Origin of the sequence: Xanthobacter dioxanivorans, from assembly GCF_016807805.1 — a bacterium.
GTDB classification, from domain to species: domain Bacteria; phylum Pseudomonadota; class Alphaproteobacteria; order Rhizobiales; family Xanthobacteraceae; genus Xanthobacter; species Xanthobacter dioxanivorans.
On record NZ_CP063362.1, the window covers coordinates 333,242 to 349,037 of the forward strand.

A 15,796-nucleotide genomic window follows, 5' to 3' on the forward strand; every position below is an offset into this window, starting at 1 on the left:
ATGCCCAAGCTGAAGCTGACCGAGATACTCGACGACAAACCGGTGAAGGTGACGGTCGAATTGCCGGCGAAGCTTCATCGCGATCTTGTCGCTTATGCGCAGGTCCTGAGCGAGGAGAAGGGGAGCCCGATCACCGACCCTGTCCGGCTCATTGCGCCGATGCTTGAGCGGTTCATGGCGACGGATCGCGCATTCGCAAAGGCGCGGCGTTCGAGCCATCGAGATCCGACGCTGGCGTCGTCCCGAAGGGCGCTGACGGGTGCGCCATCGTGCGAGCAAGACTGAGAAGAGTTCGTGCAGCCGGATTGTCGTTCCTTGGGGACGCGATCGCAAAAAATGGCAATCGCTCTCCCGCGATTGGCCGATAGACCACACCTGGAATCGAAACTGCTGTCTCGGACTCGAGCATTGGAGCCACTCCTCGACGTAATGCGACGAGCGTTAAGAGGCTATAGCGCTCTATGCTCTGGATCAGGAACCTAGGGCGGTGCCCCATCTGGCAAAGCCGAAGGCTGAGATAGTCGAGGACCTCATCTCCAGGACCACCTGAACACACAAGAAATGATTCGTGGGCAAGGTCACTCCAGCTCAACTCACTCTTGGTGCTCAAAGGATGCCCGTCCCAAAGCGCCGCAAACACGTTCTCGCGCCAAAGCTGATGAGCATCGTAGGGATGTGGCTGGCGGTTTCCGATCGTGAAGGCGAGGTCAATATGAGACCTGTCGATCGATAAAAGATGGTGCGCAGCCGATCCCTCGCTGAATTTCACTTCGACATTTGGATACTTATTGTCGTAAGCCGCGAAAAGCTTGGAGACAAAGCCGGAGGCGAGGGACGAAAACAGTCCAACGCTCAGATGGCCCACCTCCGACCGGCCAATGGCGGCCACCTCCGCCGCTCCGTCGCGAATGTGGTCCAGCGCAAGGCAGGCACGATGAAGGAACCGCTGGCCGGCCATCGTCAGGTTGATTCCCCCGGAGTGCCGCACGAATAGGGAGGCACCGATCTGGCTTTCAACGTCGCGAATGCGACGACTGACGGAGAATTCCTGCACCCCGAGTGCCGCTGCCGCCTTCCGAAAGCTTCCAGCATCTGCCGCCGCGGTGAAATATCGGAGATCACGCACTTCGATATCAAATAATGATCGCCTCACAACACGCCTCAACGCACAACCCAAATAGGGGTAAATTTACCGCCCTTCAGCCCAAATCGCAATCTTAAGTTGTCCTTAGCGTCGCATTTGCCAGCGCTCTCGGCATCCCTCGCCCGTTCGCCGCCGAGGGGATCGTTGCATCATCCGCTGGGATCCCGCTCTTACCTTGATCGCTGACCACCCATTTTACCCCTCCGACTTGGCGCTCACCTCGTTTGGCCGGCAAGCGCGAGACCGTGAAACGTCTCGGCACCGACTATATCGACCTCTACCAGCTCCACTGGCCCGATCGCGCCGTGCCCCTGTTCGGCCAGCGCGCCACCACCCGCGCACGGGGCGGCGGCGACGGCCCGGAGGTTGCGATCGAGGAGACGCTGGCCGCACTCGATGCGCTGGTGAAGTCCGGGAAGGTGCGCCACATCGGCCTCTCCAACGAGACCGCCTGGGGCCTGCACACCTTCCTCGCCGCGGCGGAAAAGGGCATCGGCCCGCGCGTCGCCTCGGTGCAGAATGCCTACAGCCTCGTGAATCGCACCTACGAGACGGGCCTCGCCGAATTCCACCAGCGCGAGGATGTGGGCCTGCTCGCCTATTCGCCGCTGGCGCAGGGCTTTCTCACCGGCAAATATCTCGACGGCGCCCTGCCCGCCGGCGCCCGCAAGACGCTGTTCAACCGCGCCCAGCGCTATGAAAAGCCGGGCACGGAAGAGGCGGTGCGCGCCTATGTGGCGCTGGCGCGGGAGGTGGGGGTGAGCCCGGCGCAGCTCGCCATCGCCTTCGTCACCAGCCGGCCGTTCGTGACCTCCAACATCATCGGCGCCACCACCCTCGCGCAGCTGGAGGAGGATCTCGGCTCGCTCGACGTGACCCTGACGCCGGAGATCGAGGACCGCATCGACGCCCTGCACCAGCTGCACGGAAACCCCGCGCCCTGAACGGGCCACACCGCCAGCCCGGCCACGGCCGGCGGTGCATTAGGCTCGGCCCGATCTATATTTCCATTAAATTTATAGACAAACTTATTTGTGATCGTAGAGTAGCCGGAACCGATTGGCCGGCCCCGTTTCCAACGTGAGTCACCGGCCGGTCTCCGCCCTTCGGGAGAGACGCCATGGCCCCACGCCAGCTGCACCTGAACGTCAACACCCTCAATGCCGGCTTCTACAGCTCGGCCTGGCGTGCGCCCTCGTCCGATCCCCGCGCCTATGCCGACATCGCCCATTATGTGAAGGTCGCCCAGATCGCCGAGCGCGGCACCTTCGACGCCATCTTCCTCGCCGACGTGCCGGCCTTCTCCGACCGGCCGGACCTGCGCCCCTTCCAGGCGCTGGAGCCAACCATCGTGCTGGCCCACGTCGCCGCCGCCACCGAGCATCTGGGCCTGATCGGCACCGCCTCCACCAGCTTCAACGACCCCTACAATCTCGCCCGCCGCTTCGCCTCCCTCGACATCGCCAGCAATGGCCGGGTGGGCTGGAACATCGTCACCACCGCCGATGCCTCGGCCGCGCGCAATTTCGGCACCGACGAGCTGGAGGCCCACGCCAATCGCTACGAGCGGGCCGACGAATTCGCCGACGTGGTGACGGCCTTGTGGGACAGCTGGGAGGACGACGCCTTCGTCGGCGACAAGGGCACCGGCCACTTCATCGACACCGCCAAGGTCCACCCCATCGAGCATCGCGGCCGGCACTTCTCGGTGCGCGGGCCGCTCAACGTGCCGCGCTCGGCGCAGGGCCGGCCGGTGCTGGTGCAGGCGGGCGGATCGGCGGACGGCATCCGCCTCGCCGCGCGGCATGCGGAAGCCATCTTCTCCGTCGCCCACACGCTGGAAGAGGCGCTGGCCTTCGCCGGCTCGGTGCGCACCCAGGCCCGCACCTTCGGCCGCAACGGCGACGACATCGTGATCCTGCCCGGCCTCGCCGCCATCATCGGCTCCACCGAGGCCGAGGCGCGCCGCCGCGAAGAGGAATTGTGGGCGCTCACCCCCGGCGACTACGGGCTGCGCCGCGTCGCCGGCATCCTCAAGGTGGACCCCGCCTCCCTCGACCTCGACGGCCCGCTGCCTGACGTGGCCCGCCCGGTAGACGGGATGCAGACCTTCTTCGACGCCTTGGTGGGCGCGGCCGACCGCGAGAAGCTCACCGTGCGCCAGCTGATCCGCCGCTTCGGCGGCTCCACCGGCCATCGCGTCATCGTCGGCACGCCGGAGGCCATCGCCGACGATATCGAGGCCTGGTTCACCGCCGGCGCCGTGGACGGCTTCAACCTGATGCCGGACGTGCTGCCCGAGGGCCTCGAAGTCTTCGTCGATCATGTGGTGCCGCTGCTGCGCAAGCGCGGCCTGTTTCGCACCCATTATTCCGGCCGAACGCTGCGGGAGCATTTCGGCCTGCCCCGCCCCGCCAGCCGCTTCGCCCCCGGCACGGCGGTCTGTGCACCGCGCATCGCCGCCGGCCGCTGAGCTGCCCTTCATCCCGAGGATCCATCCGTCCATGAGCCAGATCGAAGACGCCTGGGGCGCCGGCCCCACCGACCGCTACGAGGAACTCGCCAGCCGGTTCCGCCCCATCTTCCGCGATATCCGCGAGAGCGCAGTGGAGCGCGAGCAGACCCACCGCCTGCCCCGCGCCGAGATCGCCGCCCTGAAGGAGGCCGGCTTCACCACCCTGCGCCTGCCCAAGGACGAAGGCGGCTTCGGCGCCACCTTGCCCGAGCTGTTCAACCTGCTGATCGAACTGTCCGAGGCGGACAGCAACGTCACCAATGCGCTCCGCGCCCATTTCGGCTTCACCGAGGAGGTGCTGAACTCGCCCTTCAAGGACTATCGCGACCGCTGGGTGAAGCGCATCGCCGCCAAGGAGACCTCGGGCAGCGGCTTCACCGAGGGGGCGGACAATGCGGTCGGCCACTTCAACACCCGCATCGTGCGCGACGGCGACCGGCTGCGCCTCGACGGCCAGAAATTCTACACCACCGGCTCCCTCTTCGCCGACTGGATCAATCTCGGCGCCGAGGACGAGGAGGGCAATTTCATCCTCGCGCAGGTGCCCACCGGCGCGCCCGGCGTGAGCATCGTCGACGACTGGGACGGCTTCGGCCAGCAGCTCACCGCCTCGGGTACGGCCAAGTTCGACAACGTCACCCTCTCCGACGACCTCATCAATCCGCAGCGCAAGCGCTTCCGCTATTCGGTCGCCTTCTACCAGCTCGTTCACCTCGCCACCCTCGCCGGCATCGGCCGCGCGGCGGCAGGCGACGTGGCGCGGCTCGTCTCGGTGCGCAAGCGCGTGTTCAGCCATGGCAATGCCGACCGCGCGGGCGCCGATCCGCAGATCCTCCAGATCGTCGGCAAGGTGCGCGCCAGCGCCTACGGGGCCGGCGCGGTGGTGCTGAAGGCCGCCGAGGCCCTGCAGCGCGCCTATGACACCCGCGAGCGGGAGACCTCCGAGGGGCAGGACGTCTCGGTGGCGGTGGCGGACCTCGAAGTGAACCAGGGCGTCACGGTGGTGACCTCCCTCATCCTCGATGCCACCTCCCACCTGTTCGACGCGCTGGGCGCTTCCTCGGCGCGGCGCGGGGTGGGCCTCGACCGCCACTGGCGCAACGCCCGCACCCTCTCCTCCCACAATCCGCGCGTCTACCGCGAGCGCATCGTCGGCGACTTCGCGGTGAACGGCACTTGGCCGCCCGGTCCCTACCGCGTCGGCGACGGCATCGCCGCCAAGGCCGGCTGACCGCTCCTCCTCCGTCACGGGACAAGACCATGACCACGCCCGCCACCCCCGACATCAACGCCCTCGCCCGCCTCGCGGCGCAGGCCGAGGCCGACCTCGCCCGCATCGGCGAGACCGGCACGGACTGGGTGCCTCCAGCCGAGGGCATCGACCACAATGTGGTGGTGGTGGGCGCCGGCCAGAGCGGCCTTTCCGCCGCCTTCGGCCTTCGGCGCGCCGGCATAGGCCGCGTCAGCGTCGTCGATGCCGCGCCGGCTGGCCAAGAGGGCATCTGGCGCGGCCCCGCGCGCATGACCATCCTGCGCACCCCCAAGGTGCCGCCAGGCCCGGAGCTGGGCCTGCCCAGCCTCTCCTTCCAGGCCTGGTACGAGGCGGCCTATGGCGTCGAGGCCTATGCCGCGCTGCCGACCGTGCCGCGCGAGATCTGGGCGGACTATGTGGCGTGGTTCCGCTCGGCGTCCGCCGTCGAGGTGCGCAATGGCGTCACCCTGGCGCGGGTGGAGCCGCAGGAGGGGCGGCGAAAGGAAGGGGGGCTGCGGCTCCACTTCACGGCGGAGGGCAAGACCTTCACCGAGACCACCCGCAAGCTGGTGCTGGCCACCGGCATCGCCGGCTCGGGCGGCCCCTTCATTCCCGACGTGGTGGCGGGCCTGCCCGGCCATCTCTACGCCCACACCCACGCCTTCGACCCGAAAGCCCTCGCCGGCCAGCGCGTCGCCATCCTCGGCTCGGCGGCCTCCGCCTTCGATGCGGCGGGCGCGCTGCTGGAGGCTGGCGCGGGGGCGGTGGACCTGTTCTCCCGCGGCGCGGACCTCGCCCGCGGCTCGGCCATGAAGCCGTTCGGCTTCTTCGGCGCGTGGGAGCATTTCCATGCGCTGCCCGATGCCGACCGCTGGGCGGTGATGGCCCATTTCCGCCGCCGCGCCTCCTTCCCGCCACCGGCGGCGGTGAAGCGGGCGGTGGCCCATGCCAACTTCCGCATCCACCTCGATGCCGGCTGGCGCGCGGCCGCGCCCCACGGGGACGGCGTGCGCATCACGCTCAATTCTGGCGCGACCTTCGACGCCGATTTCATCCTGCTCGGCACTGGCTATCAGGCCGATGCGCGGCTCTATCCGCCCTTCGCCGATTTCGCCCCCGCCATCGCCCGCTGGTCGGACAAGGTGGCGGTGGACGAGGCCGACGCCGTGCTCGCCAGCGCGCCCTATCTCGGCCCGGCCTTCGAACTGGTGGAAAGCGAGCCGGGCGCCGCGCCCTTCCTCACCGACATCCATTTCCTCGCCTTCTCGGCCATGACCAGCACCGGCCGGCCGGTGGGCGACATTGCGAGCCTGCACCACAACATCCCGCGCGCGGTGGCCGCCATCGGCCGCGACCTGTTCGTCGCCGACCGCGCGAAGCACCTCGCCCGCTTCCTCGCCCCGGTGGGCACCGACGACCTGTCGCGCGACCTCTATGCCGGCGCGCTCACCGCCGGCGACACCCTGGCCGCCGCCGAATGAGCCGCCACCTGCCCTCACCCATTCGCTCCGGGAAACCGAGATGACCGTCCAGCAGCCCGCGCCCACCTTCCTCGCCTCCGGCGCCGGACAACCGCCTCGGGGCGTCAAGCTCGATCTGGTGGACCTGAGCCCGCGTGCCGGGCAGACGCTCGCCCGCTCGCGCTTCAGCAAGAGCGCACGCTTCGCCTCCCGCGCGCTGGTGCCGGCTTTGCTGCTCGCCGTCTGGCAGGCGAGTTCCAATTTCGGCCTCGTCGCGCCGGAGGTGCTGCCCTCCCCGGCCGAGATCATCGCCGCCTATGCGGAGCTGATCCGCACCGGCGAACTCCAGGCCGCCATTCCCGCCTCCCTCGCCCGCGCGCTGACGGGGCTGGCGCTGGGGGCGAGCGTCGGGCTGGTACTGGGCCTCTTCGCCGGCCTGTGGCGGGTGGGCGAGGAGCTGTTCGACGCGCCCTTGCAGATGCTGCGGACCATCCCGTTCATCGCCATGATCCCGCTCTTCATCATCTGGTTCGGCATCGGCGAGCAGGCGAAGATCGCGCTCATCTTCGGCGCCACCATCTTCCCGGTCTATCTCAACACCTATTCCGGCGTGCGCGGGGTGGACCAGAAGCTGATCGAGGCGGCGCGGGTGTTCGGCCTCTCCCATGGCCGCATCGCCACCCGCGTCATCATCCCCACCGCTTTGCCCTCCATTCTCGTCGGGCTGCGTTTCGCCGCCGGCGTGTCGCTGCTGGCTCTGGTGGCGGCGGAGCAGATCAACGCGCGCTCAGGCATCGGCCTCATCCTCATCAACGCCAACCAGAACCAGCGCACCGACATCATCATCGCCGGCATCATCGTCTACGCCCTGCTCGGCATCGCCATCGACCTCGTGATGCGTGTTGTGGAACGCCTCGCACTGCCCTGGAGGCCCAGCCTTGTCCTTGCATAGCTCCTCTCCCACCGAGGCCGTCGCCCTCGCCGGCCTCGACCTCGCCGCTCCCAAAACGCTGGCCCAGCCCGTGGCCGTGCGCCTCGAAGGCGTGCGCCGGGTGTTCGGCTCCCGCGCGGTGCTGGACGGCATCGACCTCGAGGTCCGACGCGGCGAGTTCGTCTCCTTGCTCGGTCCCTCCGGCACCGGCAAGACGACGCTCCTGCGCATCCTCGCCGGGCTCGACCGGGCCGATGGCGGGCGCGTGGAAGTCGCCTCCGCCCGCTCCGTGGTATTCCAGGAGCCGCGGCTCGTGCCCGCCAAGCGCGTCTGGCAGAACGTGGTGCTCGGCCATGTGCAGAACCGCGTCACCCGCCGCCTCGCTGCCGCCGCGCTGGAGGAGGTGGGCCTCGGCCGCCACGTGGACGTGTGGCCCAAGACGCTGTCCGGCGGCGAGGCGCAGCGCGTGGCGCTCGCCCGCGCTCTGGCCGGCGAGCCCAACCTGCTGCTGCTGGACGAGCCCTTCGCCGCGCTCGACGCGCTGACCCGCATCCGCATGCACGATCTCGTCGCCCAGCTCTGGCGGCGCCACCTGCCGGCGGTGGTGCTCGTCACCCACGATGTGGACGAGGCCATCCTCATGTCCGACCGGGTGATCGTCCTGTCCGGCGGCGGCATCCGCTTCGATGCCCGCGTGCCGCTGGAACGTCCGCGCAAACGTGGCGACGCCGGCTTCACCGCGCTGCGCGCCCGACTCCTCGCCGAGCTGGGCGTCGCCTCCCCCGAGGCCGGCGGCCACGCCTGACCCCTTCCCCAGTTTCAGAGTTGGAGCCTTTCCCAGTGACCTCTTCCCTGCGTCCCACCCGCCGCCATCTGCTTGCCGCCGGCGCCGCCTTCGCCGCCTTCCTTGCCGCCTCCGCCGCGTCCGCTGAGGAGCGCGTGAAGCTGCTGATCGGCTACCAGGACCTCACCGTGCCCTCCACCGTCACCGCCTCCAAGGTGCTGGAAGGCGCGCCCTATGACGTGGAATGGGTGATCCTGCCCGGCCCGGCGGCGCAGCTCTCGGCGCTCTATTCCAAGAACATCGATGTGGGCCACATGGGCGATACCTCGCTCATCATCGAGCAGGGCAAGGCCAAGGACGAGTGGGTGGAGGGCAATCCCCCGCTGCAGATCATCGCCGGCTGGCGCGCCAATGACGGCAAGTATCCGCCCATCGTCACCGTGGTGCGCACGGACGCCAAGATCGACACGCTGGCCGACCTGCGCGGCAAGAAGTGGTCGTACAATTTCGGCGGCTTCAACTATCTGCAATATGTGCTGACCGGCCTGAAGGCGGGGCTCACGCCGAAGGATTACGAGGCAGTGCAGCTCGGCGACCAGAATGCCTCCGCCGCCGCCTTCAACTCCGGCCGGGTGGACGCCTTTTCCGGCTCCATCGCGCCCGTGGGTGAATCCATCGAAAAGGGCACGGCCCGCGTCCTCATCACCAGCGACGAGCTGGAGATCCCCGCCCTCAACGTCTTCACCGCCCGCGGCGACGTGTTGAAGGACCCGGCGAAGCGCGCTGCCTTGGCGGATTTCCTCGCCCGCGTGCGCACCCACTGGACCTGGTATGCGGACCATCTCGACGAGGTGCAGAAGCTCTATGAGGAGAAGGTGAAGCAGACCCCGGCGCGGGCGAAGCTCACCACCCTCTACCAGAAGGCCACCTTCCAGCCCCTCGACGACAAGCTGGTCGCCCGCGAGCAGAAGATCGCCGACATCCTCACCGAAGCCGGCGGCATCCCGAAGAAGATCAACGTAAACGTGGAGTTCTACCGCGGCTTCAATTCCTCCACCGTCGGCGGCAACTGAGCGGTGCGGAACGGGAGACGACACATGGCAGCCTCTCCTCCGCCTGCCGCCGGCCGGCTCTCGCGGCGAACCCTTCTCGCCGCGACGGGCGCACTCATTCTCCCCGGCCTCGGTGCCGGTCGGGCGGGGGCGGCGGATGCCAGCCTCAAGGTTGGCTATCAGGACTCGACCCTGCCCGAGCTGGCCCGCGCATCGGGCGTGTTCGAGGGAGCGCCCTACACGGTGGAATGGGTCGTGCTGCCCGGCCCCGCCGCCCAGCTCACCGCCGCCTATTCCAGGGCCATCGACCTCGCCCATCTCGGCGACACCTCGCTCATCATCGAGCAGGGCAAGTCCGCCGATGGCTGGGCGGGCGGGCCGCCGCTCCAGATCATCGCCGGCTGGCGCAATCTCGACGCGCGCTATCCGCGCATCGTCACCGCCGTGCGCACCCGCACCGGAGCCAAGACGGCGCCCGAGCTGAAGGGCCTCAAATGGGGCTTCAATTTCGGCGGCCTCAACTACGTGCAGTACCTCCTCGCCCGCCGGGCCGGCGGCCTCACCGCCGCCGACATCGACCCCATCCAGTTCGGCGATGGCAATGCCGCCGCCACCGCCTTCAATGCCGACCATGTGGACGTCTATTCCGGCCTCGGCGCGCTGGTGGGCGAAGCGGTGGAAAAGGGCCAGGCGCGCATCGTGCTGACCAGCGACGACCTCGACATTCCCGCGCTCGGCGTGTTCGCCGCCCGCACGGACGCCATCGCCGATCCCGCCCGCCGCGCCGTGCTGCAGGATTTCGTCGGCCGGCTGGCCCGCTATTTCGCCTGGTATGCGGACAATCTGGATGCCGCCGAGCGCATCTACATCGACAGGGTGAAGCAGAGCCCCGCCCGCGCCCGCTATTACGTGGAATTCGGCAAGGCCCGGCTGCGCCCCATCGATGCCGAGCTGATCCGCCGCGAGCAGAAGATCGCCGACGCGCTGCTGGAGGCCGGCGCCATTCCACGCACCATCGATGTCTCGTCCGAGTTCAACACCACCTTCAACGCCGCCGTGAACTAAACGGCGCCGGAGGGACCATGAACGTCTCCGTCAGCCCGAAGGCGGCCGCGGTGCGCGCCGACGTCACTGCCGCCGTGGTGCAGGCGACCCAGCGCATCCGGTTCGACGATATCCCCGCGCGCACCATCGCCACCACCAAGCGCGTGCTGCTCGATACGCTGGCGGTCGCCTGGGCAGCGGCGGATGCGGCCGGCGTCAATGCGGCGCGGGCGCTCGCGCTGCGCGGCGCGCCGGGCCATGCCAGCCTGTGGGGTGAGGGCGAGACCCGGCGGGAGCCCTCCGCCGCCGCCTTCTACAACGGCACGCTCGCGGCAGCGCTCGATTTCGACAGCCTTGCCGGCTTCGTCCATGCCGATATCATCGTCGCCCCCGCTGCGCTCGCCGTCGCCGAGCAGCAGCGGCGCAACGGGCGGGAGCTTCTCGCCGCCCTCACCCTTGGCAACGAACTGGTGGTGCGGCTGGCGGCGGCGACGCGCACCAACCGGGGCTTCTTCCACACCTCCATCGCCGGCGTGTTCGGCGCCGCGCTCGCCGCCGCCCGCCTGCGCGGGCTGGATGCGGACCGCACCCACAATGCCCTCGGCATCGCCTTGTGCCACGCAGGCGGGACCCAGCAGAGCCACGTGGAGCAGCGCCTCACCAAGCGCCTGCAATCGGCCTTCGCCGCGCGCGACGGCATCATTTCCGCCGATCTCGCGGCGCTGGGCACCACCGGCCCGCGCGCCGCCTTCGAGGGACCGTTCGGCCTGTTCGCCTTGTTCGAGGAGGGACGGCCGGAAGAGGTGCTGGACGGGCTCGGCCGGCGCTTCCTTATGGAAGAGACCGCGCTCAAGCGCTTTCCCGCCTGCGGCTGCAGCCATGCGGCGCTTGCCGCGGCGCTGGAGATCGTCGCCCGCCACGGCATCACCGGCGAAGATGTGGCGCGGGGCGAGATCGTGCTGACGCCCTACATGGCACGCCTCGTGGGCGGCGCCTTCGCGCCCGAGGCCAATCCGCAGGTGACGGGCCAGTTCAACGTGCGCTACGGCGTCGCCGCTGTCCTCGCGCGAGGCGGCTTCGGCCTTGCCGACATCGAGCCGGCGGCGGTGCTCGACCCCGCCATCCGGCCACTGGTGGACCGCCTGTCCGTTCGGGTGGACGAGAGCCGCACCGGCACCTTCGCCCCAGCGGATGTCACCATCGAGACCCACGACGGCCGCCGCCTGTCCCATCGCGTGGAGGCCGTGCCCGGCAGCCCCGAGGCGCCGCTGGGCGAGGACGAGATCCACGCCAAGCTGGTCGCGGCCTTCGGCTATGGCCGCAACGAGCTACCGCCGGCCCGCATCGAGGCACTGGTGCAGCGCATCCACCGGCTGGAAGGGGTGGACGACGTCTCCATCCTCTTCGACCAGGTGCTGTGAGCGGAACGCTCCTCCCCCTCCCTTCCAACGAGGCCTCCATGGCGCATGATTTCAACGACCGGGTCATCTGGATCACCGGCGCCGGCGGCGCCCTTGGCCGGGCCAGCGCCGAGACGCTGGCCGCGCAGGGCGCGACCGTCATCGCCTCCGGCCGGCGGGCAGAGACGCTGCCCTCGGCCGCACGCATCGTGCCGCTCGCCGTGGACATCACCGATGCCGCCGCCGTCGATGCCGCCGCGGCAGAGATCGTAAAGCGCTTCGGCCGGCTGGACGGGGTGGTGACCTCCACCAACCTGCCCATCTTCGGTGACTTCCTGAAGCTCGCTGATGCCGACTGGCTGAAGGTGATCGACGCCAAGCTGCTCGGCACCGTGCGCGTGGTGCGCGCGGCGCTGCCGCATCTCATTGCCTCCGGTAAGGGGAGCGTGGTGGTGCTGAGCGGGCGCGGCGGCATCGAACCTTCGCCGCAGCATCTGCCCGGCTCCAGCGTGAACGCGGCGCTGATCCTGCTGGTGCGGGGACTGGGCACGGTCTACGGGCCGCAGGGCGTGCGGGTGAATGCCGTGTCCCCCGGCCCCATCAAGTCGCCCCGGCTCGATGCGCTGAATGCCGCCGGCACCGGCGCGCCGCCCGACACCGCCCTCCCCGGCCCCGGCCTTCCCACGGACGTGGCGGACGCGGTGGCGTTCCTGCTGTCCGACGAGGCGCGCTACATCACCGGCTCGAACCTGTTCGTGGATGGTGGCGGACGCGCGCTCGCCTGATCCGATTGCGCCGCAAAAACAGAAGGCCGCCGGATCGTGGTCCCGCGGCCTTCTCGCGTCAGGAATAGACCTTGAAGGCGATGGTGTCGTCGCGCTCGATCTGGCGGATCAGGTCGATCTCCCAGTCGAGATAGCGGCGGAAGGCGGCATGGCGGTCGCCGGCCTCCTGATAGGGAGAACGCCACACATCATCGGCGGCATGGAGCAAAGCGGTCTCGCCGGTCTCCAGCGGCAGGCCGATGGCCTTCCAGGCCGCCGTCCCGCCCTCCAGCACCGAGACCTGTCGGCCGGACCCCGCCAGCTCCGCCACGGCCAGCGCCGCGAGCTTGCCATCCGCCGAGGTGAGCACCAGCGGGCGCGGCGGCAGCGTGTCCAACCCCTCCGGCAGGCGAGCGCGCACGGCGAAGCGGGCGCCGGGAATGTGTCCAGCCGCATAGGCGAGACTCGTGTCGAGATCGAGCACCACCACCGCATCCCGGGCGATGAGCCGCTCGAGCCCCGGCACCTGCGTCGCCGCCACGGTGGGGGCACCGCCGAGCACGACCTGCGGCTCCGGTCCCTTCTCCAGCCGGTCGGCGGCATCGAGGCCCAGCACATAGACCTCGCCGACACCGAGCTGGATGAGCCACGAGGCGGTGATGGCGGCGCGCACGCCGTCGGCATCGTCCACCAGCACGATGCGGGCGTTGCGCGTGCCCACCCAGCGGTCGGTGGCCTGCACCAACTGGCCGCCTTCCGCCCACAGGGCTCCGGGCAAATGGCCGGCCTCGTATTCGGCGCGGGTGCGCACATCCAGCACATAGAGGGTACGCGCGTCGCGCTCCGCCTCGAAGCGGGCAAGACCCTCGCGGTCGAGCGTGCGGATGCCGAAGCGCCGGGTGAGGCGGGCGACGCTGGCGCGCGCCTTCTCCAGCTCGGCGGGACCGGGGGCGGGCACTTCCGCGCGGTCGCCATGGGCGAGGTCGTAGCCCTCGAACAACCACGCCATGGTGCCGTTCTCCAGCGCCACCACGGTGTTGGGAAAGCCGGCATTGATGAGCGCCTGCGCGCCGATGATGGAGCGGGTGCGGCCCGCGCAGTTCACCACCACCAGCGTGTCGTCAGAGGGCACGAGCCCATGGACGCGGAACGGCAGCTCCGCGTTGGGCACCGCATGGGCGCCGGGAATGTGGAAATTCTCGAATTCCTGGAAGGTCCGCCCGTCGAGGATCACGATGTCCTCGCCACGATCGAGACGCTCCTTGACCTCGCGGGCCGGCAGGCGGGGCGTGCCATAGGCGTGCTCCACGAATTCGCCGAACGCCTTGGAGAGCACGTTCGAGCCGGTATAGGCGATGCCCCCCGCCGCCTCCCAGGCGGCGACGCCGCCATCCAGCACGGACACGTCGGAATAGCCTAGTTCGGAGAGCCGGCGGGCCGCGCGGGTGGCAAGGTCGCCGACGCCGGAATCCGTCACCACCACCGGCGCGCCGAACCGCGGCAGCAGGGCGGCGGCGCGCAGCTCGATCTGGCCCAGGGGCAGCGGAACGGACTGGAGGATGTGGCCGTCGCGGGAGCGCACGCCCTCCTCGCGGGCATCCACCAGCGCGACTTCTCCGCCGCCGGCCAGAAGGTTTCGCAAGTCCTCGACGGCGATGAGTCGATTGGGCTCCGCCAGTTCGGCGGACGGGGTCTGGAGCGCGGCGGTCGCGGTCATGGGCGGTCTCCGGGAAGGGGTGGGCAGCCATCCTTCCTGTCTTTTTCTATAAATTCAATTGAATTTATTGACTAATATAAGAGGTGCTGATTTTCTGCGGGCACGCCGCCCCGAACGGAACCGGAAACCGACCCATGACGCAGACGCCCGCCCCGGACAGCACCGGCCCCGCCGCCGGTTCAAAGAAGGAAATCCGCGTCAACGCCTTCGCCATGGCGACGCCGGTGCATCACTCGCCCGGCCTGTGGCGGCATCCGGAAGACCGCTCGCTCGACTACACGACGCTCGGCTACTGGACCGACCTTGCCCGCACGCTGGAAAACGGCGGCTTCGACGCGCTGTTCGTCGCCGACAGCATGGCCTCCAACGATGTCTATGGCGGCTCCTACCATGCGGCGCTGAAGGTGGGCGCGCAGATCCCCAAGCTCGACCCCATCGTGGCGGTGTCGGCCATGGCGCGGGTGACGCGGCATCTCGGCTTCGGCATCACCAGCAACGCGCTCTACGAGCCGCCCTACCCCTTCGCCCGCCGCATGTCGACGCTCGACCACCTCACCAAGGGGCGCATCGGCTGGAACATCGTCACCGGCCACACCAGCTCCGGCTCCCGCGCCGTGGGCGAGAAGGCGCTGACGCCCCACGATGCGCGCTACGGCATCGCCGACGAATATCTCGATGCCGTCTACGCCCTCTGGGAAGGCAGCTGGGATGATGACGCCGCGGTGCGCGACCGCGCGAACCGCGTCTTCGCCGATCCGGCGAAGGTGCGCCCCATCGTCCATCGCGGCCAGCATTTCCAGGTGGAGGCGATCCACCTCTCCGAGCCGTCGCCCCAGCGCACGCCCGTCCTGTTCCAGGCCGGCGCCTCCACCCGTGGCCGGGCCTTCGCCGCCCGCCATGCGGAATGCATCTTCGTGAGCGGGCCGACGCCCAACGTCATCGCGCCCGTGGTGGCCGACACCCGCGCCCGCGCCGCCGCGCTGGGACGCGACCCGAAGGAAATCCTGTTCTTCTCCATGGCCACCACCATCGTCGGTGCCACGGAGGAAGAGGCGCGGGAGAAGCTGGAGAGCTACCGCCGCTTCCTCAATCCCGAGGCGGCGCTGATCCTGTTCTCGGGCTGGACCGGCATCGATTTCTCCAAGCACGATCTGGACGCCCCCATCCGCTTCGACGACCGCTCGCAGGGGCTCGTCTCCGCGCTGGAAGCCTTCTCCATCGCCGATCCGAACCGGGTGTGGACGGTGCGCGAACTCGCCGAGCACAATGCCATCGGCGGGCGCGGTCCGGTCTTCATCGGCTCTGCCACGCAGGTGGCGGACCAGATCGAGGCCTGGGTGGAGGCCACCGACGTGGACGGCCTCAATCTCAGCTACGCGGTGACGCCCGGCGGCTATGCGGATTTCGACGCGCTGGTGGTGCCCGAGCTGCGCCGGCGCGGCCGCTTCAAGGCCGATTACGCCGCCGGCACGCTCCGCGAGAAGCTCTATGGCCCCGGCCGCAGCCGCCTGCCGCAGAGCCACCCCGCCGCCGCCTTCCGCCCCGCCGCTGCACCCGTCGCCGCCGCGCGCGCGGCGGTCTGACTTCCCGGGAGAAAGCGCATGTCCGCCGATGCCTTCGGAGCCATGGCCCTCATGTTCGGAGCCGTCTGCCCCGGCGAAACCCGGCCCGCGCTGGCTCCAGCGCCTCGCAATGATCTGCGCCTGAGCACGGCGCCCCGCGCATCCGGGGCC

Annotated in this window: 13 protein-coding genes and 1 pseudogene; 12 read left to right on the forward strand and 2 right to left on the reverse strand. The window is 69.4% G+C overall.

The features are described from left to right. The gene (locus EZH22_RS01625) at nucleotides 1–285 is read left to right on the forward strand and encodes a DUF2274 domain-containing protein (RefSeq protein ID WP_203194083.1); all 285 of its coding nucleotides are present in this window, start codon (nucleotides 1–3) and stop codon (nucleotides 283–285) included. Here EZH22_RS01625 and EZH22_RS01630 read toward each other — a convergent pair. Then, entirely contained in the window at nucleotides 173–1,153 is a 981-nt protein-coding gene (locus tag EZH22_RS01630; protein WP_203196327.1) for a LysR family transcriptional regulator, read from the reverse strand. The genes EZH22_RS01625 and EZH22_RS01630 overlap by 113 nt on opposite strands. Nucleotides 1,154–1,386: 233 nt before the next feature. Here EZH22_RS01630 and EZH22_RS01635 point away from each other — a divergent pair. The 10 genes and pseudogenes from EZH22_RS01635 to EZH22_RS01680 all read left to right on the forward strand — a co-directional run. Continuing rightward, nucleotides 1,387–2,088: pseudogene (locus EZH22_RS01635) on the forward strand (aldo/keto reductase); the annotation flags it as partial. A 176-nt stretch (nucleotides 2,089–2,264) separates the two neighbouring features. Further along, nucleotides 2,265–3,617 carry an LLM class flavin-dependent oxidoreductase gene (locus tag EZH22_RS01640; RefSeq protein WP_203194084.1) on the forward strand — a complete coding sequence of 451 codons (1,353 nt, stop codon included), beginning with the start codon at nucleotides 2,265–2,267 and terminating at the stop codon, nucleotides 3,615–3,617. Nucleotides 3,618–3,648: 31 nt separating this feature from the next. After that, a complete protein-coding gene (locus EZH22_RS01645) occupies nucleotides 3,649–4,890 on the forward strand; it encodes an acyl-CoA dehydrogenase family protein (protein WP_203194085.1) in 1,242 nt (413 codons plus the stop codon). Nucleotides 4,891–4,919: 29 nt separating this feature from the next. Further along, nucleotides 4,920–6,392 (forward strand): FAD-dependent oxidoreductase, encoded by a 1,473-nt coding sequence (locus EZH22_RS01650; RefSeq protein ID WP_203194086.1) that lies wholly within the window; start codon nucleotides 4,920–4,922, stop codon nucleotides 6,390–6,392. A 40-nt stretch (nucleotides 6,393–6,432) separates the two neighbouring features. Continuing rightward, nucleotides 6,433–7,323 carry an ABC transporter permease gene (locus EZH22_RS01655; protein WP_203194087.1) on the forward strand — a complete coding sequence of 297 codons (891 nt, stop codon included), beginning with the start codon at nucleotides 6,433–6,435 and terminating at the stop codon, nucleotides 7,321–7,323. Next, complete coding sequence (locus tag EZH22_RS01660) at nucleotides 7,310–8,107, forward strand: ABC transporter ATP-binding protein (protein ID WP_455570346.1); 798 nt, start codon at nucleotides 7,310–7,312, stop codon at nucleotides 8,105–8,107. Before EZH22_RS01655 ends, EZH22_RS01660 begins: the two co-directional genes overlap by 14 nt. 35 nt (nucleotides 8,108–8,142) lie before the next feature. Further along, nucleotides 8,143–9,159, forward strand: coding sequence for a PhnD/SsuA/transferrin family substrate-binding protein (locus tag EZH22_RS01665; protein WP_203194088.1), 1,017 nt, complete (start codon nucleotides 8,143–8,145; stop codon nucleotides 9,157–9,159). A 24-nt stretch (nucleotides 9,160–9,183) separates the two neighbouring features. Next, on the forward strand, nucleotides 9,184–10,203 hold the full coding sequence (locus EZH22_RS01670) for a type 2 periplasmic-binding domain-containing protein (RefSeq protein ID WP_203194089.1): 1,020 nt from the start codon (nucleotides 9,184–9,186) through the stop codon (nucleotides 10,201–10,203). A 17-nt stretch (nucleotides 10,204–10,220) separates the two neighbouring features. Continuing rightward, nucleotides 10,221–11,603, forward strand: coding sequence for an MmgE/PrpD family protein (locus EZH22_RS01675; protein WP_203194090.1), 1,383 nt, complete (start codon nucleotides 10,221–10,223; stop codon nucleotides 11,601–11,603). Nucleotides 11,604–11,641: 38 nt separating this feature from the next. Then, nucleotides 11,642–12,367: an SDR family NAD(P)-dependent oxidoreductase gene (locus EZH22_RS01680; protein ID WP_203194091.1), complete on the forward strand. Its 726-nt coding sequence runs from the start codon at nucleotides 11,642–11,644 to the stop codon at nucleotides 12,365–12,367. Between the two features lie 58 nt (nucleotides 12,368–12,425). On the opposite strand, the gene EZH22_RS01685 is transcribed toward EZH22_RS01680, so the two are convergent. Further along, nucleotides 12,426–14,063, reverse strand: a complete 1,638-nt coding sequence (locus EZH22_RS01685) for a rhodanese-like domain-containing protein (protein WP_203194092.1) — start codon at nucleotides 14,061–14,063, stop codon at nucleotides 12,426–12,428. 134 nt (nucleotides 14,064–14,197) lie between these two features. On the opposite strand from EZH22_RS01685, the gene EZH22_RS01690 reads away from it, so the two are divergent. Then, nucleotides 14,198–15,646 carry an LLM class flavin-dependent oxidoreductase gene (locus tag EZH22_RS01690; protein WP_203194093.1) on the forward strand — a complete coding sequence of 483 codons (1,449 nt, stop codon included), beginning with the start codon at nucleotides 14,198–14,200 and terminating at the stop codon, nucleotides 15,644–15,646. Nucleotides 15,647–15,796: the final 150 nt, after the last annotated feature.